This is a genomic window from Micromonospora pisi (assembly GCF_003633685.1).
GTDB lineage: Bacteria > Actinomycetota > Actinomycetes > Mycobacteriales > Micromonosporaceae > Micromonospora_G > Micromonospora_G pisi.
In genome coordinates this window covers 2,254,884-2,278,650 of record NZ_RBKT01000001.1, presented here as the reverse complement: position 1 = coordinate 2,278,650, position 23,767 = coordinate 2,254,884, and the positions used below count along the sequence as shown (strand labels likewise).

Annotated in this window: 16 protein-coding genes; 8 read left to right on the top strand and 8 right to left on the bottom strand. The window is 72.0% G+C overall.

Going from position 1 to position 23,767, the window contains the following annotated elements; all coding sequences use genetic code 11:
* Positions 1-72: 72 nt before the first annotated feature.
* Together BDK92_RS09020 and BDK92_RS09015 are read right to left on the bottom strand one after the other, a co-directional pair.
* Entirely contained in the window at positions 73-2,649 is a 2,577-nt protein-coding gene (locus BDK92_RS09020; RefSeq protein WP_211349154.1) for a helix-turn-helix transcriptional regulator, read from the bottom strand.
* Positions 2,646-4,064, bottom strand: coding sequence for an Hsp70 family protein (locus BDK92_RS09015; RefSeq protein ID WP_121156311.1), 1,419 nt, complete (start codon positions 4,062-4,064; stop codon positions 2,646-2,648). Before BDK92_RS09015 ends, BDK92_RS09020 begins: the two co-directional genes overlap by 4 nt.
* A gap of 322 nt (positions 4,065-4,386) precedes the next feature.
* Between BDK92_RS09015 and BDK92_RS09010 the strand changes: the two genes are divergently transcribed.
* From BDK92_RS09010 to BDK92_RS08990, 5 genes are all read left to right on the top strand, one after another.
* Positions 4,387-5,265, top strand: a complete 879-nt coding sequence (locus tag BDK92_RS09010; RefSeq protein WP_121156310.1) for an IniB N-terminal domain-containing protein — start codon at positions 4,387-4,389, stop codon at positions 5,263-5,265.
* Between the two features lie 193 nt (positions 5,266-5,458).
* Positions 5,459-7,321, top strand: a complete 1,863-nt coding sequence (locus BDK92_RS09005; protein ID WP_211349585.1) for a dynamin family protein — start codon at positions 5,459-5,461, stop codon at positions 7,319-7,321.
* On the top strand, positions 7,318-8,838 hold the full coding sequence (locus BDK92_RS09000; RefSeq protein ID WP_121156308.1) for a P-loop NTPase family protein: 1,521 nt from the start codon (positions 7,318-7,320) through the stop codon (positions 8,836-8,838). The genes BDK92_RS09005 and BDK92_RS09000 overlap by 4 nt, the downstream gene beginning before the upstream one ends.
* Before the next feature lie 60 nt (positions 8,839-8,898).
* On the top strand, positions 8,899-11,880 hold the full coding sequence (locus BDK92_RS08995; RefSeq protein ID WP_121156307.1) for a glycine--tRNA ligase: 2,982 nt from the start codon (positions 8,899-8,901) through the stop codon (positions 11,878-11,880).
* 257 nt (positions 11,881-12,137) lie between these two features.
* A complete protein-coding gene (locus BDK92_RS08990; RefSeq protein ID WP_211349152.1) occupies positions 12,138-13,793 on the top strand; it encodes an alpha/beta fold hydrolase in 1,656 nt (551 codons plus the stop codon).
* A gap of 230 nt (positions 13,794-14,023) precedes the next feature.
* Here the strand turns inward: BDK92_RS08990 and BDK92_RS08985 are convergent, their stop codons facing one another.
* The 4 genes from BDK92_RS08985 to BDK92_RS08970 form a co-directional block, all read right to left on the bottom strand.
* Complete coding sequence (locus BDK92_RS08985; protein ID WP_121156305.1) at positions 14,024-14,356, bottom strand: hypothetical protein; 333 nt, start codon at positions 14,354-14,356, stop codon at positions 14,024-14,026.
* Positions 14,357-14,610: 254 nt separating this feature from the next.
* Complete coding sequence (locus BDK92_RS08980; protein WP_121156304.1) at positions 14,611-15,141, bottom strand: hypothetical protein; 531 nt, start codon at positions 15,139-15,141, stop codon at positions 14,611-14,613.
* A 141-nt stretch (positions 15,142-15,282) separates the two neighbouring features.
* On the bottom strand, positions 15,283-15,921 hold the full coding sequence (locus BDK92_RS08975) for a response regulator (protein ID WP_121156303.1): 639 nt from the start codon (positions 15,919-15,921) through the stop codon (positions 15,283-15,285).
* On the bottom strand, positions 15,918-17,108 hold the full coding sequence (locus BDK92_RS08970) for a sensor histidine kinase (protein WP_121156302.1): 1,191 nt from the start codon (positions 17,106-17,108) through the stop codon (positions 15,918-15,920). The genes BDK92_RS08975 and BDK92_RS08970 overlap by 4 nt, the downstream gene beginning before the upstream one ends.
* A 148-nt stretch (positions 17,109-17,256) precedes the next feature.
* Between BDK92_RS08970 and BDK92_RS08965 the strand changes: the two genes are divergently transcribed.
* Positions 17,257-18,033 carry an ABC transporter ATP-binding protein gene (locus BDK92_RS08965; protein WP_121156301.1) on the top strand — a complete coding sequence of 259 codons (777 nt, stop codon included), beginning with the start codon at positions 17,257-17,259 and terminating at the stop codon, positions 18,031-18,033.
* Positions 18,030-20,594 (top strand): FtsX-like permease family protein, encoded by a 2,565-nt coding sequence (locus BDK92_RS08960; RefSeq protein ID WP_121156300.1) that lies wholly within the window; start codon positions 18,030-18,032, stop codon positions 20,592-20,594. Before BDK92_RS08965 ends, BDK92_RS08960 begins: the two co-directional genes overlap by 4 nt.
* Before the next feature lie 93 nt (positions 20,595-20,687).
* On the opposite strand, the gene BDK92_RS08955 is transcribed toward BDK92_RS08960, so the two are convergent.
* Together BDK92_RS08955 and BDK92_RS08950 are read right to left on the bottom strand one after the other, a co-directional pair.
* Positions 20,688-21,650 (bottom strand): NAD(P)H-dependent flavin oxidoreductase, encoded by a 963-nt coding sequence (locus BDK92_RS08955; protein WP_121156299.1) that lies wholly within the window; start codon positions 21,648-21,650, stop codon positions 20,688-20,690.
* Positions 21,651-21,880: 230 nt separating this feature from the next.
* Positions 21,881-22,534 (bottom strand): TetR/AcrR family transcriptional regulator, encoded by a 654-nt coding sequence (locus tag BDK92_RS08950; protein ID WP_246016913.1) that lies wholly within the window; start codon positions 22,532-22,534, stop codon positions 21,881-21,883.
* A gap of 48 nt (positions 22,535-22,582) precedes the next feature.
* Between BDK92_RS08950 and BDK92_RS08945 the strand changes: the two genes are divergently transcribed.
* Positions 22,583-23,743, top strand: a complete 1,161-nt coding sequence (locus tag BDK92_RS08945) for an FAD-dependent oxidoreductase (protein WP_246016912.1) — start codon at positions 22,583-22,585, stop codon at positions 23,741-23,743.
* Positions 23,744-23,767 lie beyond the last annotated feature (24 nt).

Here is a 23,767-nt window from a genome sequence, read left to right as displayed (position 1 = left end):
AAAGCACTCGTCGTTGTCCTCTCACTGCCGTGCGCCGGCATCAGTTCTCTGGTCATCCGTACGTCGGGCCACTCACGACACTTGTCGTTTCGGCCAGGGTGGGGTAACCGACCCGTTGCCGGCCCGATCGGCGGCCAGCATCCGCAGCCGGTTGAGCAGTTCGCTGCGGTTGGCGCAGTTCAACCGCTGGCGCATCCGGGCCACATGGTGTTCGACCGTCTTGGCCGAGATGAAGAGCCGGTCGCCGATCTGCTTGTAGGTCAGGCCGGCCAACACCAGGTCGGCCACCTCCTGCTCCCGGTCGCTGAGTCGGCTCTCGGTCGGTGCGGTGATGGCGTCCGCGACGCCGGCCGTCGAAGCACCGGCCGTCGAGGCGGATCCCTTGGCTCCGGTAGGTCGGCCCTGCAACATCCGGGCACAGTCGAGCAGCGCCGTCATCGCCCGCCGGTCCGCGGTCCGGATCGCCGCCTGACCGGCCAGACGCGCGCCGTCCCAGCCCAGTCCGGCATCGTGCAGACCACGTGCCGCGACCTCGACGCGGGCAGGATCGACCGTCCCACGCAGCACCTCCACCCAGCTCTCGGCAGCGGCCGCCATCACGGCAGAGTACCGGCTGTGACCCACGTTCGCGTTGAGCGCCGCGACGTGTTCGTCGGCCGTCCCGGGAAGTTCCGCGATGATCGCCGCGTGCAGACCGTTCCACCGCAACGGGGTCGCCCAGAGCGGCGGCGAGCCGAGTCGGTCGAGCAACGTGTACGCCTCCCGCAGGTACGGGTCGAGCCGGTTGAGCTCACCCAGCCGGGCCGCCGCGATGGTGATCTCGCCGAGCGGGAGGAAGCTGTACAGGTCCACCGGGTGCCGTACCAGGGCCTCGCGTGCCTGTCCCCAGGCGCGTTGCACCGCCGGCAGATCACTGTCGCGTCGGGCGATGCCCATCTCCAGGGCACTGGCGAAGAGCAGGTCCCTCGGTTCGAGCGGGCCGGAGATCTGTCGCAGCGCCTCGGCCGCCATCGCGGTCCGGCCACGCATCATCAGGATCCACGCCTGGAGCAGCCGGTGCCGCCGGGACATCAACGGACCGCCGAGGTTGGCGGCGATGGCCCGGTCGAGCACCCGCTCACCGATCTCCAGCTCGCCGCAGTGCAGCGCCACCAGCGCCGCGAGCGCCGCCGGGCTGTCCGGCAGGAGCACCGTACGGCCGGCCGGTTCCAGCAGCGCGGCGGCCTGCACCAGGGTGGAGAGCGCGGCGGTCGGCGGGCCGCTGAGGGTTTCGCGTACGCCCCTGGCGGTGAGCAGCGCGGCGCCGGTGAGCAGGGTAGGTGGACCGCCCGCGATCGGGCTGACGGAGCCCGGGGACGGCTCGTCGGACTCGCCGGTGCCGATCGCCCCGATCGCCGCGAACGCGGCCGACGACGGCGCGTCCGACCAGCGGTACAGCTCGGCGCCCCGGCCGAGTTGGCCCCGGTGGGCGAGGGCGGTCGCGGCCACTGTCGCCCCGTCCCGTCGGTCGCCCGGGTCGTCGGCGCCGATCAGCCGGTCGGCCAGTCGTAGGGCCGAGTCGAGGTCGCCGGCGAGCGCCGCCGCGTACGCCTGGCGGCCGGTGGTCGGGCGTCCGGCCGCCGCCGCGGCGGCGAACAGGTCGGCGGCGATCAACGGCTGTTCGGCCAGCGCCTCCTCGGCCGCGGCCTCGATGGTGGCGGCGTCGCACTCACCGCCGACGCCGGGGGTGAGCAGGGCGCGGACCAGGGGCAGCACCGGTCCGCCCCGGGCGCGTTGCAGGTCGGCCAGTCGCTGCCAGACGGCGATCCGCTGGCTGGCCGGGCTGAGTGTGGTGACCGCCCGCTCGGCGATCGGCGGCAGCCGGTCGTCCGGGCCGAGCAGGCCGGTGGCTCGGGCGGCGGCGAGCGTCTCGTCGACCCCGTCCGGGTCCTGGTCGAGCAGGGCGCCGAGCAGGTCGACGGGGAGCCAGAGCCCGGTCGCGACGGCGAGCAGCAGGCGTCGTACGTCGGCCGGCAGGTCGGTGATCTCGGTCTCGAAGGTCGCCACGGCGGACCGGGGTAGCCGGTAGCCGGCCTCGCCCCCGTCGCCGGTGACCGGTGCGGGGCGGAGTTCGGCGGCGAGCCGTTCGACGAACCTGGGTACGCCCCAAGTCTGCGCGTGTACGAAGCTCACCAGGGCGGCGTCGGGCACCTGGCCGTACAGGTCGGTGAGCCGGGTCGCGGTCCGGCGTTCGGTGTACGGCGGAAGGAGCAGCGTCGGCCGGTCCCGGGAGAGTAGTTCGGTCAGCTCGACCAGGGCGGCCGACCGGGGCCATGGCCGGTGGGCGAGCGCGACCCGGACCGGACCGGCGGTCAGCCAGCGGCGCAGTTCGGCCAGTCGGTCGGGGTCGAGCAGGTGCGCGTCGTCGACGAGCAGTACGGCGTCGGGGTCGGGTTCCGGCCCCTGTGCCGGCCAGCCTTCGACCACCGGGTGACCGGCCCGCCGGTAGATCCCGGCCAGTTCGTGCAGCAGGGCGCTCTTGCCGTACCCGCCGGGGGCGGTGACGGCGACGGTCATCGGGGCGTGGGGTGCGTCGCCGACCGCGTCGAGCAGTGCTGAACCGGCTCCGTCCAGCACGAGTTCCGGGCGGATGGCGGTGTGCGGACTCAACGGTGTCCTCTCGAGGAACTACGACCGGGGTGCTGGTCGGCCAGGTCGCGTCCGGTGCCGGACGGCTCGGTGCGTCCGGTGGTGCGCAGCCCCGTGACCCGGGGTTTCGGCAGTTTCAGCGGGGTGATCCGGATCGGCGGGCGGGGCGGCGGTTCGGGGCTGGGGTCGGCCCGGACCAGGTCGCGGCCGGGAGGTCGGCCGGTGGTGGGGCCGGTGTGGGTCCACTCGGGATCGGGGTGGGCCGGGGTGGAGCCCGGTCGGCCCGGCGCGGTGTCGTCGCGGTGGGGGCCGGTCGGGCGGTGTTCGGGTGGGCGGGGTGCCGGGTGGGTCGGCAGCAGGATCTGTCCGGCGGCGACCGCGGCTCCGGTGGCGGCGCTCGACCCGGGGTCGGCGGCGACCGTGACCAGACCGGGGAAGTGGGCCTCGACCAGTTCGGCGACGAGCGGGGTACGGGCCCAGTCCCCGACCAGGAGTACGCCGTCGAGCTGGTCGGTGGGCAGTCCGCTGGCCCGGATCGTCTCGACCAGGGTTTCCACGGTCAGTTGCACGGCGGGTCGGACGAGTTCGGTGAAGAGGTCCCGGGTGACCGGCACCCGGATCGGCCCGTTCGGCAGGTGCAGGCGTACGTCGGTGTCGGTTGCCACGGCGAGCCGTTCCCGGGCCCGCGCGCACTCCCGGGGCAGGTCGAGCAGCGCGGCCCGTACCTGCGGGTCGTCGAGGTGGCGGGGGCCGAGCTGTCGGCCGAGTTCGACCCGGACGTGGTCGCCGAGTGCCCGGTCGAGGTCGAGTTCCGGTCCGCCGTACGCCTCGCCTTCACCGGCGGTGCCGAGCACGGTGAAGCCGCCGGTGCGGGCCCGCCCGACCACGCTGCTGGTGCAGCCCTGTTCGCGCAGCGTGTGCACGGCGAGGGTACGTCCGGTGAAGCCGGCCGCGACGTGGCTCTCCGCGGCGGTGACCGCCTCGGGGAGCAGGGTGACGTCGCCGCGTCCGATCTCCCAGAGCGCCGCGTGCAGCAGGCCCCGGCGGTAGTTGCCCCAGCCTGCGGGGTGGCTGACCACGATCCGGTCGGGGGGAGCGCCCTCGCGGACGGTGACCTGGTCGATCACCCAGCCGACGAGCCCGGCGGCGAGGGTCGGCGCGGCGCAGTTCTCCCCGCCGACGAGCAGCGGGACCGGGTCGCCGACGCGGGCGACGAACTCCCGGGCGATCTGGCCGGGGTCGATCTGGGTGCCGCCCTCGGCCGGGTCACCGACGGTGAGTGCGCCGTTGGCCCCGAGGTGCAGCACGGCGGGGACGGTGGGGGAGTGCGGGCTGAGCCAGGTGACCTCCGCTGGGCTCCAGGTGTTGTCCCAGAGCCGGGCGACGGCGGCGGTGGTGCGGCTTCCGCCGATGTCGATCCCGAGGACGTACGCCATTCCACCTGATTCCTTTACCCGGTTGCCCCGGAGGGCTCGTGTCGGCCGCGCGGGGGCTCGTACGGTCCACCCCCGAGGGGGCTCGTACGGACTCCTCCTTTCGTACCAGAGATCCCTCCACCAATGGGACCCTAAATCTGACGGGACGGACTCCCTAAGCCCCTAATCGTGTGGGTGAGTTCTGCCCTAGTTCGGGTCCCGACAGGACGGGGATGCGTCCCCGATGTCCGGTACGTCACCCGGTGCCTACTGTCGTTGTCAGGTCCGGTGCCCCCGTTCGCCGGACCGTCCGGCCCCGCCCACCCGAGGAGAAATCTCCATAATGGACGCCACCCAGAACCTGCACGACTTCGTACTGAACCTGCTCACCGACGTCGACGCCCGCTCGGCCTTCGAGCTCGACCCCGAGGCCACCCTGGCCGACGCCGGGCTGGGCGACCTCACCCCGGCCGACGTGCAGGACGTCATCCCGTTCGTGGTGGACACCGTCCCGCTCCAGGGCATCACCGCGCTCGCCCCGGTCGGCGACCTCGGACTGGGCGCACTCGACGGCGGCCCGCTCGGCGTCGTCGGCCAGCTGCACGCCGTCGCGGACCAGATCACCTCCGCCGGCTACGGCAACACCATCGACGTCAACGCCTCGGTGCTCGGCGCGATCACGGTCGACCCGAGCGGCCTCGGCGCGGCCGCCTCGGTGGTCCCCGGCATCGGTGCCGCGGTCAGCCCGCAGGGCCTGGCCACCGACCTCTCCGGCGTGAACGACGTGGCGGACAGCCTGGACCTGGGCGTGGTCAGCACCTCCGGCGTGACCGGCGTGGTCGGCACCGCCGAGAGTGTGGTCAACGACCCGACCGGCGCGGTCCTCGACGGCACCGCCACCGACGGCCTGCTCGGCACCGCCGACTTCGCGGTCAACACGGTCACCGGCCTCACCCACTCCCTCGGCGTGGTCGACTCGCTCGACGTCGGTGGGCTGACCGGTGGGCTGACCGGCGGCCTCACCGGCGGCCTCGGTGAGGTCCCGGTGGTCGGCGACGTGGTCGACCCGCACGGCGCGGTCGGCGGCGTCACCTCGACCGTCGGCAACACCCTGGACGGCGTCGGCCTCACCGGCGACCTGGGGCTCGGTGCCGACGCGCACGCCACCGCCGACGCCCACTCCACGGGCGGACTGCTCGGCCTCACCGACGGTCTGCTCTGACCAGCTGCGCCGCGGCCCGGGGGTGGGCGCGGCGCGGCGACCGGCCGGAGTCCGGGCCCCGCTGCGGTGGGCCCGGCCTCCGGCCCCCCTCCGGTACCGCGGGTGGCCACCCCTTTCACTGGGTGTGGTCGCCCGCGGTACCGGTGGTACGACCCCTTGATAATCGCGTCGAAATCGGCACACTTGGTGCGTGATGACGCCGATTTGGCTTGACGTACTCGACGAGACCAGCCGGCTCTGCGCGGCACACGGCCGTACCGACCTGGTCGACTCGGTACGCCGCAAACGGGTGCAGCTGCTCGACCCGGGGTTGCGGGTCCTCATCGTCGGCGAACCCAAACAGGGCAAGAGTCAACTGGTCAACGCGCTGATCAACGCGCCGGTCTGCCCGGTGGGAGACGGCCGGACCACCGTGGTCCCGACGGTGGTCCGGCACTCCCCACAACCGACCGCCGCCCTGGTCCAGGCCGCCGCGCCGGCACCCGGCCGACCAACGACCGACGCACCGGTCCCGGCACAGCGGCTGCCGCTGCCGATCGAGCAGGCCGTCGCCCGGATCAGCACCACGGTCGCCCCCGGCGCCGGTGCCGCCGGCAGCACCCATGTCGAGATCGGAGTTCCGCGCGGACTGCTCGCCGGCGGGCTCACCCTGGTCGACACCCCCGGCGCCGACGGCCCCGACCAGGCCAGGGTCACCAACGCGTACGCCGCCATGGCCCGCCCGGACGCGGTGCTGCTGGTCTCGGACGCGACCCGGGAACTCTCCGTCGCCGAGGTGAACCTGCTGCTCCAGATCGCCCAGTCGCACCCGAACGTGATCGTGGTCCAGACGAAGATCGACCTGGTGCCGGACTGGCGTACGGTGGCCGACCGCAACCGGCAGCACCTGGCCAGCGCCGGGGTGCCGGCGGCGCTGATCCCGGTCTCCGCCGCGCTGCGGCTACAGGCCGCCAAGACCGACGACAAGGTGGTCAACGCCGAGTCCCGGTTCCCCGACCTGATCGGCCGGCTGCTGCGTGACCAGAACAGCAAGTCCGAGGTGCTGGCCCGGTCGGCGGTGGCGCTGCTCAGCCGTACCGTCATCGAACAGCTCGCCGCGCCGCTGCGCGCCGAGCTGACGTCCGCCCAGTCCGGCGACAACACGGCCGCCATGGGGCGCCTGCGCGCCGCCCAACGGGAGGTCGACGAGCTGCGCCGGTGCAACACCCGCTGGCAGAACACGCTCAACGACGAGATGGCCGACCTGCTCTCCGACATCGAGTACGACCTGCGTGACCGCACCCGCAAGATCCTGCGCCAGGTGGACGAGGCGTTCGAGACGGCCGACCCGCAGACCGGCTGGGAACCGTTCCAGCAGTGGCTGGAGGAGAACCTGGTCGAGGCGGCGGAGGCGAACTTCGTCTGGCTCGCCCAGCGTTGCGACTGGATCGCCGGACAGGTCGCCGCCCAGTTCGCCCGGTACGGCCAGGACGCCCTGCCGGACTGGTCGGTCCAGGTCCCGGCGGACCTCGCCGAACGGCTGCCGGTGCTGGAACAGCCCCCGATCGAACGGTTCACCCCCACCCAGAAGGTGGTCACCGCGTTGCGGGGCTCGTACGGCGGGGTGCTGATGTTCGGCCTCGCCACCAGCCTCGCCGGGATGCCGCTAATCAACTTCGTCTCGATCGGCGCCGGTGCCCTCTTCGGCGGCAAGAGCATCCGGGACGAGAGCAAGTCGCTGCTCAAACGCCGGCAGACGGCGGTACGCGTGGCCTCCCAGCGGCACGTCGACGACTTCTTCCTCCGGCTCAACAAGGACTGCCGGGACACCGCCCGACGGGTCCAGCGGATGCTGCGCGACCACTTCGCCGCGCTCACCGAGGACCTCCAGGAGGCGATCGTCGCGTCGTTGCGTACCGCGAAGCAGTCCGCCGACGCCGACGCGGCCGTACGCGACCAGCGGCACCGCCAGATCGAGCAGGAGATGCGGCGGCTGGCGGTCCTCTACGAGCAGGCCCAGCGGCTGGTGTCCGGCCGCAGCGCCACCGGGGCGTCGCCGCTGGGCGGGCAGCCGTGACCGGTGCCCCCCGACTGGACGAGTCCGTACCGGCGTTGCTGCACGAGGCGTTGGCGCTCTACTGGGACAACCCGCGCGCCACCGAACGGCTCCGGCACTACCTCGACCGGTTCGCCGAACCGTTGCGGATCGCGGTCGTCGGCCCCTGGCGATCCGGCAAGTCGACGCTGATCAACGCCATCCTCGGCGAGGAGGTGGCGCCGGTCGAGCCGGCCGACGGCGGACCGCTGCACACGTGGTACGAGGACGGCCCGGAACCGGGAGCGACCGCGTACTCGGCCGAGGGGTCGGCCTGGGAACTGCCGGTGGTCCGCTCCACCGGGGCACTCCGGGTGGAGCTGGGTGGCTGGCGGTCGACACAGGTCAGCGAGGTGGTGGTGCGCTGGCCGACCCGGGTGCTGCGACACACCACGCTGATGGAGATGCCACCCGTACCGCCCGGTGACGAGGACGGGAACTCGTCGACCGCGATGAAGGTGGTCCGGGACGCCGACGCGGTGCTCTACCTGACCCGGGACGGGCGCGGCACCGACCTGCGGTTCCTGCGCGCGCTGCGGGACGGGGTGGTGGGCCGTTCGGCGCCGGTGAACACGCTCCTGGTGCTCGCCCGCGCCGACGAGCTGGGCGGTGGCCGGGTCGACGCCCTGGTCACCGCGAAGCAACTGGCCCGGCGCCAGTCCCAGGACCCGGGGGTGCGTCCGCTCTGCATGGGCACGGTGCCGGTCGCCGGCCTGGTCGCGCTCGCCGGCCGGGTGCTCAGTGAGACCGAGTTCGTCGCGCTGGCCCAACTGGCCGAGCTGCCCCGGGACGAACTCGCCGCCGCGCTGCTCTCCGCCGACCGGTTCGTCGAGACCCGCTTCGCCACCGGCCGGGCCACCGGGGGATCGCACGCCGCCGCCGAGTACACGCCGGTACCGGACGCCATCGTGCGCCGGGCACTGCTGGACCGGTTCGGTGTCTTCGGGCTGCGGTTGGCGACCACGCTCATCCGTACCGGGGCCAACACCCGGGCCGGGCTCGCCGCCGAACTGGTCCGACGCAGCGGGCTGACCGAGCTGCGCGAGTCGATCGCCCGGTACTTCACCGACCGGCGGGAGGTGCTCAAGGCCCGCTCCGCGCTCGCCGCCCTGGAACGGGTGCTGCGGACCGACCCCCGACCGGGTACGGCGGAGCTGCACGCCCGGATCGAGCAGGTGCTCGCCGCCGCGCACGACTTCCGGGAGCTGCGCCTGCTGGCCACCCTCCGCGACCCGCGTACGAAGCTCGACGGCGACCTCGCCGCCGAGGCGCACCGGCTGGTCGGCGGGAACGGCACCAGCCTGGCGGTACGGCTGGAGCTGGAACAGGACGCCGACGGTGGGCAGCTCTGGGAGCGGGGCGTCGACGCCCTGTACCGGTGGCAGGCGCAGGCCGAGGACCCGCTGCTCCGGCCGGATCAGCGGCAGCTCGCCCGGGTGGTGCTGCGCAGTGTCGAGGGGATGCTCGCCGACCTGCGCGCGGGCCGGTCACTACACTGAGCAGGCCCTGGCGCCGCCGCCGCGCCTGCCTGCCAGGGGTCGCCTCGGACGGAGTTTTCCATGCTGACCATGCAAGATGCCCTGGCGCGCCTGACGGCGTACTGGTCGGGGCAGGGCTGCCTCGTGGTGCAACCGATGAACACGGAGGTCGGCGCCGGAACCCTCAACCCGGCGACCTTCCTGCGGGTCCTCGGCCCGGAGCCGTGGCGGACGGTGTACGTCGAGCCGTCGGTCCGCCCGGACGACTCCCGGTACGGCGAGAACCCCAACCGGCTCCAGACGCACACCCAGCTCCAGGTGATCCTGAAGCCTGAACCGGGCAATCCGCAGGAGCTCTACCTGGGCAGCCTGAGCGCGCTCGGCATCGACGTGGCCGCGCACGACGTCCGCTTCGTCGAGGACAACTGGACCTCCCCGGCGCTCGGCGCCTGGGGGCTGGGCTGGGAGGTCTGGCTCGACGGGCTGGAGATCACCCAGTTCACGTACTTCCAGCAGGCCGGCGGGGTCAACCTCGACCCGCCCGCCGTGGAGATCACGTACGGCATCGAGCGGATCATCATGGCGTTGCAGGACGTACGCCACTTCAAGGAGATCGCGTACGCCCCGGGCGTCAGCTACGGCGAGGTCTTCGGCCAGTCCGAGTATGAGATGTCCCGTTACTACCTCGACGACGCCGACGTGGCGGCCAACCGCCAACTGCTCGAGCTGTACGCCGCCGAGGCGCAGCGGATGATCGACGCCGGTCTGCCGGTCCCCGCGCACACGTACGTGCTCAAGTGCTCGCACGCGTTCAACGTGCTCGACTCCCGGGGCGCGGTCTCCACCTCCGAGCGGGCCGCCGAGTTCGCCCGGATGCGCCGGATGGCCGGCGAGGTCGCCCGTCTCTGGGTGGCCCGGCGCGAGGAGCTGGGTCACCCGCTCGGCGTGGTCGAACCGACCCCGGCGGCGACCGCCCCGGCGGTCACGCCGGCCGGTGGGTCCGCTCCCCGGCAGCTCGTCTTCGAGATCGGCACCGAGGAGATGCCGCCGGCCGAGGCCCGTACCGCCCGGGAGCAGGTCCGGCGGGAGCTGACCGAGCGCCTGGCCGCGACGAGGCTGGCGCACGGTGCGATCCGGGTGCTGGCCAACCCGCGCCGGCTGGTCGCCGTCGTGGACGCCGTCGCCGCCCGCGAAGAGGACCACGTCCGTACGGTGAAGGGCCCCAAGGCCGGCGCCGCGTTCACCGCCGACGGTCAGCCCACGCCCGCCCTGCTCGGCTTCGCCCGGTCGCAGAAGGTCGAGGTCGACGCCCTGGAGCGGGTCGACTTCAACGGCGTCGAGCACCTGGCCGTGCTCCGCCCCGAGGCCGGCCGGGACGCCACCGAGGTCCTCGGCGACGTGCTCGCCAAGGTGGTGACGTCACTGCGTTCGGCGAAGAACATGCGCTGGAACGACCCGAACCTCGCCTTCACCCGCCCGGTCCGTTGGCTGCTCGCCCTCTGGGGCGACCAGGTGGTGCCGGTGGCGGTGTCGTCGCTCGCCTCCGACCGGCAGACCCGGGTGCACCGCAACGCGCCCGCGCCGACCATTCCGGTCGCCTCGGCCGAGGCCCACCTGGGCATCCTGGCCGACGCCGGCATCGTGGTCGACCCGGACGAGCGCCGACGGCTGATCGTCGCCGGTGCCGAGCGGCTCGCCGCCGAGGCCGGCGGCCGGCTCGACGTCGACGCCGAGCGGTCGCTCATCGACCAGATCCTCTACCTGGTGGAGCAGCCGACGCCGCTGCTCGGCCGGTTCGACGAGAGCTACCTCCGGCTGCCGGAGGCGATCCTGGTCAACGTCATGCGCAAGCACCAGCGTTACCTGCCGGTGCGCGACGCGCAGGGCGGGCTGATGCCGTACTTCGTCGCGGTCGCCAACGGCGCGGTCGACGCCGACCTGGTCCGCGCCGGCAACGAGGCGGTGCTGCGCGCCCGGTACGAGGACGCCGCCTTCTTCTACCGCGCCGACCTGAAGGTCCCGCTGGTCGAGATGCGGGAACGGATCAGCCGGCTCACCTTCACCGACAAGCTCGGCTCGATGGCCGACCGCTCGGACCGGATCGCCGAGCTGGCCCGCGTGCTGGCCGCCGCCCTGGACCTCGACCCGGCCGACACGGCGACCCTGCACCGGGCCGCCGCGCTGGTGAAGTTCGACCTCGGCTCGCAGCTCGTCACCGAGATGACCAGCCTCGCCGGGGTGATGGCCCGTGACTACGCGCTGCACGCGGGGGAGTCGGAGGCGGTCGCCCAGGCGGTCTACGAGGCCGAGTTGCCGCGCAGTGCCGGTGACGCGCTGCCCCGGACGCTGCCCGGGGCGCTGCTCTCCCTGGCGGACCGGCTGGACCTGGTCGCCGGTCTCGCCGCCACCGTCGGGCTGCCGACCGGCAGCAGCGACCCGTTCGCCGTACGCCGGGCCTTCCTCGGTCTGCTCGCCGTGCACCGCGCCCACCCGGAACTCGCCGGTCTGAGCCTGACCGAGGCGCTCGCCGCAGCGGCCCGGCGGCAGCCGGTGCCGGTCGCGGAGTCGGTGCTCACCGGTGCGGCCGAGTTCCTGACCCGGCGGCTGGAGCAGTTGCTCACCGAGGAGGGGCAGCCGGTCGACCGGGTGCGGGCGGTGCTGCCCCACGCCGAGCGGCCCGGACTCGCCGACCGCCTGCTGGCCCAGATCGACGCCCTGGTCAAGGAGGAGCAGTTCCGGTCCCTGGCCGAGGCGATCCAGCGGGCCCGCCGGATCGTTCCCGCCGGCACGGCCGCCGGCTACCGCCCGGAGGCGCTGGTGGAGCCGGCGGAGCTGCGACTGCACGAGGTGCTGACCCAGGTACGCGACGCGTTGCCGCCCGAGCCGGACCTGGAGCGTTTCAACGAGGTGGCCGGTGCGATTACCGGTCCGGTGAACTCCTTCTTCGACGAGGTGTTCGTGATGACCGACGACCTCGACCTGCGCGCCGCCCGGCTCGGCCTGCTGGCGACCGTACGTGACCTCGGCGCCGACCTGCTCGACTGGGAACACCTGCGGATGTAGTGGGTTCTCCTTGTCGCGAGGGCAGCGGGTCGCACCTGCCGGATGAAATATTCGGATAGGAAGTTCTGCGGCCACCTCATTGGCGAAAAATGTTCGGGCTTCCCGTCTCGGAATTGGCGGTGAGTGAGGGGCGCGGTCACGTGAGTGAACGTCGTGGGGCGGTTTCGGAGCGGCATAGGCTCGAAACCGCCACCCCTCCCTCCCCCGAATTCGAAAAGGTGGGTGCCGCAGTGTCCGTCCACATCAGCGCTGGAAACGTGTTTGATTTCGCGCCCGAGGAAAAAGCACAACTGAAGGCCCAGTCGGAAGCTCTCGAAAAGCTCGGCTCCAGCGATTTCAAGGACCTTCCGGAAGGACTTGTCGAGGAGTACCAGGTCCTTCGGAAGCTGGGGAATTTCGCCCGGGTGAGCATTCCGGGAGCCGATGCGGAGGTGGTGCTGGACGCCGGCGTGTTCGTGCCGACGGACATCTCTCGTGCGGCCCCAGTGGTGATCATGCCGGCCCCGCTCGCGGCGACGGGCTGGGAGTCGTACCCGGGCATGATCCGGAAGTTCGCCCGACGGGGCTACCTCGCGGTGGCCTACAGTCAGCGTGGCCTGGCCCACTCCTCGGGAAAGATCGAGGTGGCCGGTCCCGGTGACTGGGCGGACGGGTCCGCCGTCATCAACTGGGTCCTGGCCAACTACCCGCAGGCGAACCCGGAGCGGATCGGGTTCGCCGGCTCCTCCTACGGGGCCGGCACGAGCCTGCTGATCGCCGCCCACGACGAGCGGGTCAGGGCCGTGTGCGCGCAGAGCGCCTGGGCCGACCTGGGCCGTTCGCTGTACGAGAACGAGACGCGGCACCTCAAGGCGTTCGAGGCGCTGGTCGCACTCTTCGGTGAGGACCGCGTCTCCACCGAGGTCGGTGAGATATTCGACGACTTCCGCGCCAACCGGAACATCGATCGACTGTTGGAGTTCAGTGCGGAACGGTCCCCACTCACCTATCTGGAAATGTTCAACCGCCGGAGCCTGCCAATCTTCCTCGGCACGTACTGGCACGAGACGATCTTCTCGGTGCCGGCGGTGGTCGAGTTCTATCGCGCGCTGACCGGACCGAAGAGCCTGCTCGTGCAGATTGGCGACCACGGCGGTGACGAGGTGATCGGGTTCCTCGGCGGCATCAGCCGCCCGACGGCGACCAGCCAACGGTGGCTGGACCGCTACGTCGCCGAGGCATCCGTCGACGGAGCCTCCGACCATGGGGTACGCGCGGAGTACATGCACAACCTGTTCGCGCTCGTGCAGCAGCCGGACTGGGAGTCGTACGTCGTACCGCCCCGTCGGTTCCACCTCGGCGACCCCGGCGACCCGTCGGGGGAGACGCTGCTGCTCGACAACCCTCGGCCGGGCTGGAGCCGGAGCTTCACCGCAGGCGTGGACACCCCGGCCACGGTGGCGCCGACGCTCGTCACGACCGGCCTGCAGGAGCGCCTGGGCAACCCCGTCGTCTACCGCACGGCGGAGATACCGGACGAGCACGCGGTCGTGTGGTCGTCCCCGCCGCTGGCGAGGCACCAGCGGATCATCGGCTCGACCCGGCTCCGGTTCACGGTAACGCCGTCGGCCGAGTCCGTGACGCTGGTCGCGCACCTGTTCGACCTCAACCCGGCGAACGGGCGCGCGCTGATCATCACCAGTGCGCCGTACACGTTCCTCAACGACGTACCCGGTGAGACCAGGACGGTCGAGGTCGAACTGCAGCCCGCGCATTACGTGATCCTGGCCGGGCATCAGCTGCAACTCGTCGTCGACTCCAAGGACATTCTCTTCGCCGATGCGACCGTCGACGGCAGCACGATCGAGATCTCGTCGCCCGACGGCGAGGAGTCCTATCTCGACATCCCGATCGGTGATGTCGAGTTGAGCTGAGCCACCGCGCCGCCGCCACGCCCTGCTCGCGGGCGTGGCGGTCCGGACTCGACGCCGGTAATGGCCGTCTGGTGGACTTCGACGCGTCCCTGCACCGGTGACTGTTCCCCGTACCGGCGGCCGGCTGGTGTTGCCTGGCCGCCGGTACGGGAACCGGTTTCGCCGCCCCGGCGCGGCTGGCCGGTCCTGTCGCCCGCGAAATCCTCTTCCCGACGTGCCGGGGAGTTGTCCTATGCGCGTTTTGCCAGACCGCGCGGCGGGGCCTTCATGCCGACCACGATGTCGACGATCTCGATGTACCGGGCCTTCGCGCCCATCCGGAAGTCGGTCGCCGCCGCGTGGATCTCCTCCAGGGAGTCCGCCTCGACCATGGTGACCTGGTCGTACCGGGCGTCCACCCCGCTGCACACGACGTGGGTGAGCTGCTTGGCGTACTTGCCCATCTCTCGGGCGTGGCCGGCGGAGACCTCGTGGATGCCCTCACGGCCGAGGGCGAAGTACTCAGGGCTGATCTTCATGAACAGGAACGCGACGTACTTGTTCTTGTCCGCCAATTCGTGCATGGCACTCCCAACCGACGCAATCGCTGGGTAGCTAAGCAATTACCGTGAGCTTATGGTTCCATGCAGATCGTCGGTGAGAAGTGTCCGCTGGCCGACTCAATCGCCGTGCTGGCCAGCGCAAACGTGATCCGGTGCGTCGTCCGCCCGCTGCCCCCGTCACGCCGCACTCCCCGTCACGCCGCACTCCCCGCGCGCCGCCGCCGGGTTAGGAAGGGGCCCTTCCTCTACCGAAAGCGATAACAAGGGGCCCTTCCTTACTCCTTGAGGGCCCGGCGTTCGATGCTCTGGGCGTAGAGCGGGGTCTCGCGGCTGTTGTGGTCGGCGGAGGCGACCTGACGGGCGGCGGCGGCCTGCTGGAGTGTGATGCTGTGCAGGTCGATGAAGTCCAGGAACTCGTCGGTGGTCAGCGCGACCACGCTGTTGGTGTACTCGCAGCGACCCTCGTCGATCGGCTTGACGCTGAGATCCCAGACGACCTTGACCTTGGTACGTCCCTGCTCCGTGTAGACGTCGGAGAGGGACACCATCCGACAGTGGTGCGGGCCGACGATCTCGCCGACGTAGTGCTGGACGAGGAGGCCGTCGCCGATCTGCTCCACGTTGATCGACATGGGGCGGCCGTCGTCGGTGGTGGTGTAGCCCGCGGCGATGTGGTCCGGCGGAGCGCAGCGCTGGTATTCGGCGTCGGGGAGGTTGAACAACCACTCCGCGATGTCGACCCGCTCCATCGGCGCGTTGATCACCGCGTGGTAGGTGGATTCGGACAGGACCTGCTCGTCGGGCATCGCACCTCTCCTCGGCCGGCGTGAGCGGGGAGAACGTCCCCCGTCGTCTCTGGCGATGATGGCAGCCGAGAAGTGGGCCGGGGGCGGGATCGGGCGATGCTGGTCCGGCCGGGGCCGGCCCGCCGGGGCCGGCCCGCCGGCTCAGTCGATGAGGCGGCGCTCCCACGCCCAGGCCGCGATCTCCACCCGGTTGCGGGCGCCGAGCTTCGTCTGCACGCTGCCCAGGTGTGTCTTGACCGTCCCGACGGCGATGTACAGCCGGGCGGCGATCTCGGCGTTCGTCAGGCCCCGGGCGGCCAGCTTCACCACGTCGAGCTCCCGAGGCGACAGGCCCGTGTCGTCCCGGGCCGGTGCCGGGGGGCTGAGGTGCTCCAGCAGTCGTACGGTGATCGACGGGCTGATCAGCGCGTCACCGGAGACCGCCGCCCGGACCGCCTCCACCAGCAGCGCCGGCCCGGAGTCCTTGAGCAGGAAACCGCAGGCGCCGTTGCGCAGCGCCGTGTGGACGTACTCGTCAAGATCGAATGTGGTGACCACGACCACCCGGATCGGGTCGACCACGCCCGGCCCGGCGAGCAGCCGCAACGCCTCCAGCCCGTCCATCCGGGGCATCCGGATGTCCAGCAGCGCCACGTCCGGCCGCACCTGCCGGGCCAGCGACACCGCCGCGACCCCGTCGGCCGCCTCGCCGACCAGCTCCATGTCCGGCTGCGCGCCGAGGATCATGCCGAAGCCGGTCCGGACCATCGCCTGATCGTCCGCGATCATCACCCGGATCACCGGTCCACCTCCTGACGTAGCGGCAGGCGCGCGTCGACCACCCAGCCGCCGTCGATGCCGGGGCCGGCGGAGAACTGCCCGCCGATCGCCCGTACCCGTTCGGCCAGGCCGATCAGACCGTACCCGTGCTGTCCGCGCGGCCCCGGGACGCGGGGTGCCGGGCCGTCGTCGCTCACCCGGACCACCAACCAGTCCGGCGTACGGCGGACCGCCACATCCACGATCTTGGCATCGGACGCGTGCTGGCGTACGTTCGTCAGCGCCTCCATGACCACCCGGTAACCGGAGGTCGAGACCTCCACCGGTATCCCGTCCAGTTCCCCGTCCAGGTGCAGCTGGGCGGTCGGCTCCGCCGAACTGTTGAACCGGGCCAGCAGCGGGGTCAGGTCCGCGACCCCGGCCAGTGGTGCCAGCGGCGCGTCGGGTGCCGCGTCGGGGTCACGCAGGATTCCCACCATCCGGCGCATCGAGGTCATCGTCTCCGCGCCGGCCCGCTCAATCTGTTCCAACGCGAGCAGCACCCGTTGCGGGTCCTGCTCGGCGACAAACCGCGCGCCCTGCGCCTGGACCACGATCCCGGTCACGTGGTGGGCGATGAAGTCGTGCAGGTCACGGGCGAACTCGGCGCGCTGTTCGGCCCGGACCGTGGCAACCGCCCGCTCCCGCCCGTTCTCCAGCAGCCGCAGATACACCCCGCCAGCGGCCGAAGCACCGGCGCAGAGCGCCAGGAACAGGCCGGCGATGACAAGACCATTACCGGTCGTGCTGCGCAGCGGCAGCGCGACGACGGCCGCGCCGAGGCCCAGCACCGCGCCCAGCGCCCAGGCGGCGGCCCCGCGCCGGGCCACCACGAAGAGCACTCCGAGCAGGCCGCAGGTCTCGGCGAGCCCCCAACTGGCAGCGGTGGCGACCGGCGGTCCAACCGCCCTGGCCACCAGGGTGACGATGATCGACGCACCGGCGAGCACCAGCGCCGCCCGAGGCAGGCGACGCGAGTTCCGTGGATGTGCGGGCAGCCACACCAGCACCGTCGCCACCGCCATCACCACCCCGACCAGGGCCGGCGTCGCGGCGTCTGCCCGGATCAGGCCGACCCGCAGGTCGAGTAGCCCGAGCACGGCCATCACCACGAGCGCCGCGCACTGGCCCAGGCGGAACCACAGGTGTCTGAATCGAGCGGTCGTCATCGTGACCCAGCGTAGCCAGCGGGCGGCAGGCGTAGATCGGCCGAAAGTCAGAGTCGGGCGAGACGGAACCTGGCCGTGGACCGATGTGCCGCCGGTCGCCTGCGGGCGAAGCTTCCTGCGGAGTTGTTGAGCATCCGCTGGAGGATCGATGAGTTCGCGAAACCATGCCGTCACACCCGCACGGGAGGACCGGTCCCAGGCCGCCGTGGCCGCGGTCGACCTGGTCAAGGTGTACGGCAGCGGTGACACCGCCGTACGGGCCCTGGACGGCGTCACGGTGGGATTCGGCCGGGCCGAGTTCACCGCGATCATGGGACCGTCCGGCTCGGGCAAGTCCACCCTGATGCACTGCCTCGCTGGCCTGGACACCGCCACCTCGGGGCAGGCGCTGCTCGGCGGCACCGACCTGACCAAGCAGTCCGACCGGGCGCTGACCGCCGTACGGCGGGAGCGGATCGGGTTCGTCTTCCAGTCGTTCAACCTGCTGCCGCAGCTCACCGCCGAACAGAACATCACCCTGCCGATGGACCTGGCCGGTCAGCGGCCGGACCGCGAACTCCTCGCCCACCTGGTCGGGGTGCTCGGCATCGGCGACCGGCTCGGTCACCGGCCGAGCGAACTCTCCGGTGGGCAGCAGCAGCGGGTGGCGCTCGCGCGGGCGCTCGCGTCCCGCCCCGAGGTCGTCTTCGCCGACGAGCCGACCGGCAACCTCGACTCCCGTTCCGGCGCCGAGGTGCTCAGCTTCCTGCGTGACTCGGTGCACAACCTCGGCCAGACCGTCGTTATGGTCACCCACGACCCGACGGCCGCCGCGTACGCCGACCGGGCGGTGCTGCTCGCCGACGGCCGGATCGCCGGTGACCTCGCCCGCCCCGACCACGCCTCGGTGACCGAGGCCCTGCGCGCCCTGGCGGCGACCCGATGAGGGCGCTGCTGCGGACCCAGTTGGGCGGCGTGGCCCGGCGCCCGAGTCGACTGCTCCTGACCGGCCTGGCGATCCTGGTCGCGTCGTTCGTCGTCTTCGCCGCGGTGCTGGCCCAGCAGATCGTGGCCCGGACCGTGGAGGCCACCGGCGCCAGCACACCGGCCGCGGCCGATCTGGTGGTGGGCGATGCCGAGGGCAACGCCACCACCGTGTCGGTCCTGCGGCAGGTGCGCGAACTGCCCGGGGTCGCCGAGGCGGTCGGCCGCCTCGATGCGGGCCTCCAGATCGGGGGTTCGGGCGGTAGCTGGCTCCGGTTGAGCGGCGACCCGGGGACCGGCCCGTTGGCGTTGGCCCGGGTGACCCAGGGCAGCTACCCGGACGCGGCGAACGAGATCGCGGTCACTGCCCGTACCGCCGAGCGGTTGGGGCTCGCCGTCGGTGCGGTCACCACCGCCCGGATCGAGCCGGAGGCCCCGCCGATCAGGATGACCGTCACCGGCCTGGTCGAGGCCGACCAGGACTTCGGGCAGGACGCGTACGCCCCGGACGGCTTCGTGTCGGCGCTCGGCGCCCAGGAGCACGTGCGGCAGATCGACCTGCGCCTGGCGCCCGGTGCCAGCCTGACGGCGGTACGCAAACAGGTGGACCGAATCGTGGCGGCGGCCGGCGGGGATCGCCCGCCGGTGCGTACCGGTGCCGAGGTGCGGACCGCTGAGGCGAAGGGGGTGGTCGACCGGCTGAAAATGGTCTTCGTCCTGGTCGGCATGTTCATCGGGGTCGCGGTGGCCGCTGCGGCGCTGGTGGCGACCTCGACCTTCCGGATCGTTTTCGCCCAGCGGATGCGGCAACTCGCGCTGCTGCGGGCGATCGGCGCCGGCCAGGGCGGACTGGCCCGGGCGCTCGCCTTCGAGGGGGCGCTCACCGGCCTGGTCACCGGCACGGTCGGCGTGGCGGTCGCGCTCGCGTTCGGGCACGCTCTGGCGTTGGCCCTGCGGGCATTCGGCCTGACCGTCGCGTCGCCGGGCTTCCCGCTGCTCCCCGCCGTGGCGGTGGTGGCCGGCGCGACCCTCATCACCCTGCTCGCGGTGCTGGCGCCGGCGTTCTCCGCGGCCCGGGTCGCCCCGCTGGAGGCGCTGCGGGCGGCGAGCACCACCTCGGGGCGGCGCGATGTCGGGCTGGTCCGGCTGGTGCTCGGTCTGCTGCTGACGGCCGGCGCCGGCATGACGGTGCTGCTGGTCTTCACCCAGCTTCCCGAGCCGGAGGCGCTGGAGTACGACGCGGTGCCGGCCCTGGCCCTGGTGGTCGTTTCCGGCACCCTCGCCTTCTTCGCCCTGGTCGCCCTCGGGCCGGTGCTGGTCCGGCCGGTGCTCTGGCTGGTGGGGTGGCCGCTGCGCCAACTCGGCCCGGTCGGCCGGCTGGCGGTCGGCGGGATCGGCGGGGCACCCCGACGGGCCGCCGCGGTCTCGGTGGTCGTCGCGCTCGGCGTGACACTGATCGCCGGGGTCCTGGTCGGTGGCGCGTCGATGCGGGCACTCGCCGACCGGGAGATGGCCCTTTCGGCTCCGGCCGACTTCGAGCTGTCGACGAGTGACGGCAGCCTCCTGCCGTCGGCGGTGGTCGACGGGGTACGGGGGCGTGGCGAGCTGACGCATGTGGCTCCGTACCGGCGGCTGGACGGGGTGGGTGTGAGCCTGCCCGGTTCGAGCGGAACGGGGTCGGCCGGCGGTGGCGAGACCAGGTTCGGTGCTACCGACCTCGACCTGGCGGCCCTGCCGGAACTGGACAAGCTCGACGTACGCTCGGGCCGGCTCGCCGATCTCGGGCCGGGCCGGGTGGTGCTCCCCGCGTACGTCGCCCGGTACTCCGGACTGCGGGCCGGTGACCGGGTCGTGCTGACCCGCGAGCAGCGGAAGATCGAGGTGGGGGTCGCCGCGATCCTGCCCGGCAACACCCCGCTGGGGTCCGGTGTCGTGGTCGACTCCGCCGATCTGGACCGGCTCGGCGCGACGGCCGGCTACGTCGGGTTGCTCGCCGATGCGACCAAGGCCGGCGAAGATGGCCGCAACGCGGCGCAGAAGGCGTTGCGGCAGGCCGTCACCGGGGCGGACGGGGTCGGAGTGACGGTCCTGGCCGACCAGCGGGACGAGATCAACGGGCTGGTCGACGCGATGCTCGGGGTGGCGCTCGGGCTGATCGGCCTGACCGTGCTGATCGCGGTCGTCGGCGTTGGCACCACCACCGCGCTCTCGGTGGTCGAACGGGTACGTGAGTCCGGCCTGCTCCGGGCGGTCGGCCTCTCCCGGGCCAGCCTACGGATCATGCTCACCGCCGAGGCGGGACTCTACGGTCTGATCGGCGCGACCCTTGGTCTGCTGCTCGGCGTCCCGTACGCCTGGCTGACGGTCGAGGCGCTCGGGGCGAACGCGCCGCTGGAGTTGCCGGTGCTGCCGCTGATCGGGGTCTTCCTGGCGTTGATCGCGCTGACCGCCGTGGCCGGGGTGCTGCCGGCCCGCCGCGCCTCCCGGGTCAGCCCGGTCACGGCCCTGGCCACCGACGCCTGACGTTCGTCTTCCGTGATCGTCAGGTGCTCAGCCCCCGACACGTTCTGTGGAGGGCGGCTGAGCACCTGACGATCACGGCCCTGCCGGTGTCTGTCAGCGTCTTCCGGCTCGGTTCAGGGCGTCCTCGGCCTGGGCGGCGAGGGTGGTGACCAGGTCGGCTGCGGACGGCAGGTCGGTGATGAGGTCGATGGCCTCGCCGGCCCAGATCGGCAGCGGAGGTATCGCGCCACGTGCCACGTCTTCCTGGTAGTCCGGTCCGGCCTGGGCGTCGCCGACGAGTTCGGCCTCGCGACCGCGCCATCGGTCGAGGTGAGGGTGGCCGAGGGTACGGGCGGTGTATCTCGACGGCCATCGGGAGCCCCGGACGATGTCCAGCACACTGCTGCGTTCGGTGTCCTGCCCTCGTCCCTCGATGATCGCCCTGGTTATGTCGGGTGCGACGAGCGCCTCGGTGGTGGCCTGGAAACGGGTGCCGATCACGGCTCCGGCAGCGCCCAGGGCGAGGGCTGCGGCGAGGCCCCGGCCGTCGGCGATTCCGCCGGCCGCCAGCACCGGCACCGGCGCCGCGAGATCCACCACGACGGGTACGAACGGCAGTGTGGACCGCCCCCGCCGGGCTCCATGCCCGCCGGCCTCGGTGCCCTGCGCCACGATGACATCGGCGCCCAGGTCCACGGCCTGCCGAGCCTCCTCCAGATCGGTGACCTGGATGATCAGAACCTTCCCCGCCTGACGGACAGGTTCCACGAACGGGCTCGGATCGCCGAAGGAGAACATCACCGCCGTTGGGCCGTACGCCAGCGCATGCTCCACCGCACCAACATCGATTGCCCAGGTGAGGAAGCCGACACCCCACGGCTGGTCCGTGCCCGAGGCGACGATCGGCGCCTCACGATCCAGCCACTCCCGATCCCCGGCAGCCGCGCCGAGCATCCCGAGGCCGCCGCCGCGAGAGACGGCCGCCGCCAACGCGCCACCGGCCGACCCGCCCATCGGCGCCAGCACGATCGGGTGCCGCACCCCACACAGCGCCGTGAACTCCGTCGACAATGGCATTCGCACATCACTCCTGTGTCGTTGGCCGCTTGAGACGTCCGCCGAGGATGAGTGGTGGTTTCAACTAGCGTGCGTCGCGGGTCAGCCCGGTCACGGCCCTCGCCACCGACGCAGGACGGCCGACCTCGGAATCCCGAAGTTAAGGATGCACGCTCCCTCGTAACTCACCCAGTAGCCCTGCGCCATCCTCACCGACCCCGGTCTCGCTCATATTCGGCATGAGTTGAGTGTCACGCTGGCGGTCGGGTGAGTTTGGCGGCCACGGCGTCGAGGACCCACTCCAGGCCGGTCGCGAAGGATGCTTCGGCGTCCACGTCCGTGCCGTCGTGCACGGCCTTGGCCAGCGCCGGGAAGCGGCCCGTGGCCAACATTCTCGTCACATGCGGGCCGTGGGCGCGCTGCCAGTCGCGCTTGGACAGGCCTGTGGCACGCTCGGCCCGCAGGTTCGCGATCTCACGCCTGATCGCGCCCGTGAAGTAGGCGCCGACAGTCTCCACAGCGCGCATGACGGTGTCGATGTCGGCCAGGCCGTCGAGGGCGGCCAGCTTGGCCTCGGTCACGGCGAGGCCGTTCGGGCCCAGGGTCGGACGGCCGCCAAGCAGGTCGGCCAGCCATTCGTGGCGGAGAACGGCCTGCCTGGTGCGGTAGGCGAGGATGCGCAGAGCCTCCCGCCAGTCACTCGGCTGCTGCTCGGGGAGAATCTCGGCGTGGACCTCGTCCACCATGAGGTCGAACAGCTCGTCCTTGGTGGAGATGAATCCGTACAGCCGCATCGGGCCGGCGTTCAGCCGGGCGGCGACCTTGCGCACCGACACCGCCTCCAGCCCGCCCTCGTCGGCCAGGGCGATGGCGGCGGCGACGATCCGCTCCCGGTCGAGCGGCACGGGAGGATGTGGCGGGTCAGGCCGGTCCCACACAGTCATGGTCACTCCGTGCTGTTGCGATGCATCGTAGAGGGAATACAGTGTATCGCCATGAGACATCGTATTGCTGTGGTCGGGGGCGGCCCCGCAGGGCTTACCTTCGCCCGTGTCCTGCACCGCCACGGCTACCCCGTCGCCGTCCTTGAACGCGATCCCGGCCCCGACGCCCGTCCCCCGGGCGGCACGCTGGACCTGCACGAAGGGCTGGGCCAGCTCGCGTTGGACAAGGCGGGGCTGCTGGCGGAGTTCCAGGCGCTGTCTCGTCCCGAGGGGCAGGCCATGCGCATCCTGGACGCGGACGGGACCGTCCTGCGCGACTGGCGACCTGGTCCAGATGAGCGGGCCAATCCCGAGATCGATCGCGGGCAACTGCGTGACTTGCTGCTCGGTCCTCTCGACGTCCAGTGGGGGCGGGGCGTGACGCAGGTGGTGCCGGGGACCCGAGATGGCGTACTGGTCCATTTCGCCGACGGGCGACAGGAGACGTTCGACCTGGTGGTCGGCGCGGACGGCGCCTGGTCCCGGATCCGCCCGGCGGTCTCGTCGGTGACGCCGCACTACACCGGCGTCACCTCGGTCGAGACCTCTCTCGACGACGTCGACATCCGCCACCCTGACCTTGCCCGGTTGATCGGCGACGGTTCGGTGGCCGTGTACGGCGTGAACCGATCTCTCGTCGCCCAGCGCAACAGCGGCGGTCACGTCAAGGTGAATGCCAAGTTCCGCGCGCCGCTGGACTGGCACACGAACCTGGACCTGGCCGACGTCGAGGCCGTGCGATCGCGCCTTCTGGCTCTGTTCCCCGGCTGGGCCGCTCCCGTCCTCGACCTCCTCCGCCACGGCACCGCTTTCGTCCACCGCCCCATCTACGTCCTGCCCGTGTCCCACACCTGGACCCACGTCGTCGGGGTGACGCTACTGGGCGACGCCGCCCATCTGATGCCCCCATTGGGGGTGGGCGCGAACCTCGCGATGTTGGAAGGCGCCGAACTCGCCGACTCCATCGCCACCGGCCCCGGAGATCTGGACGAGGCCGTCCGCGCCTTCGAGGAACAGATGTGGGCACGAGCCGGCAGGTGGGCGAAGATTACGGCGGCCGGTTTGGAACGCCTCGTCAGCCCGGACCCCGCCGAAGCCCTCGCCGTCTTCGACCAAGTCCAGCCATCCTGACTGCGCTGCAACTTTCGAGGGGTC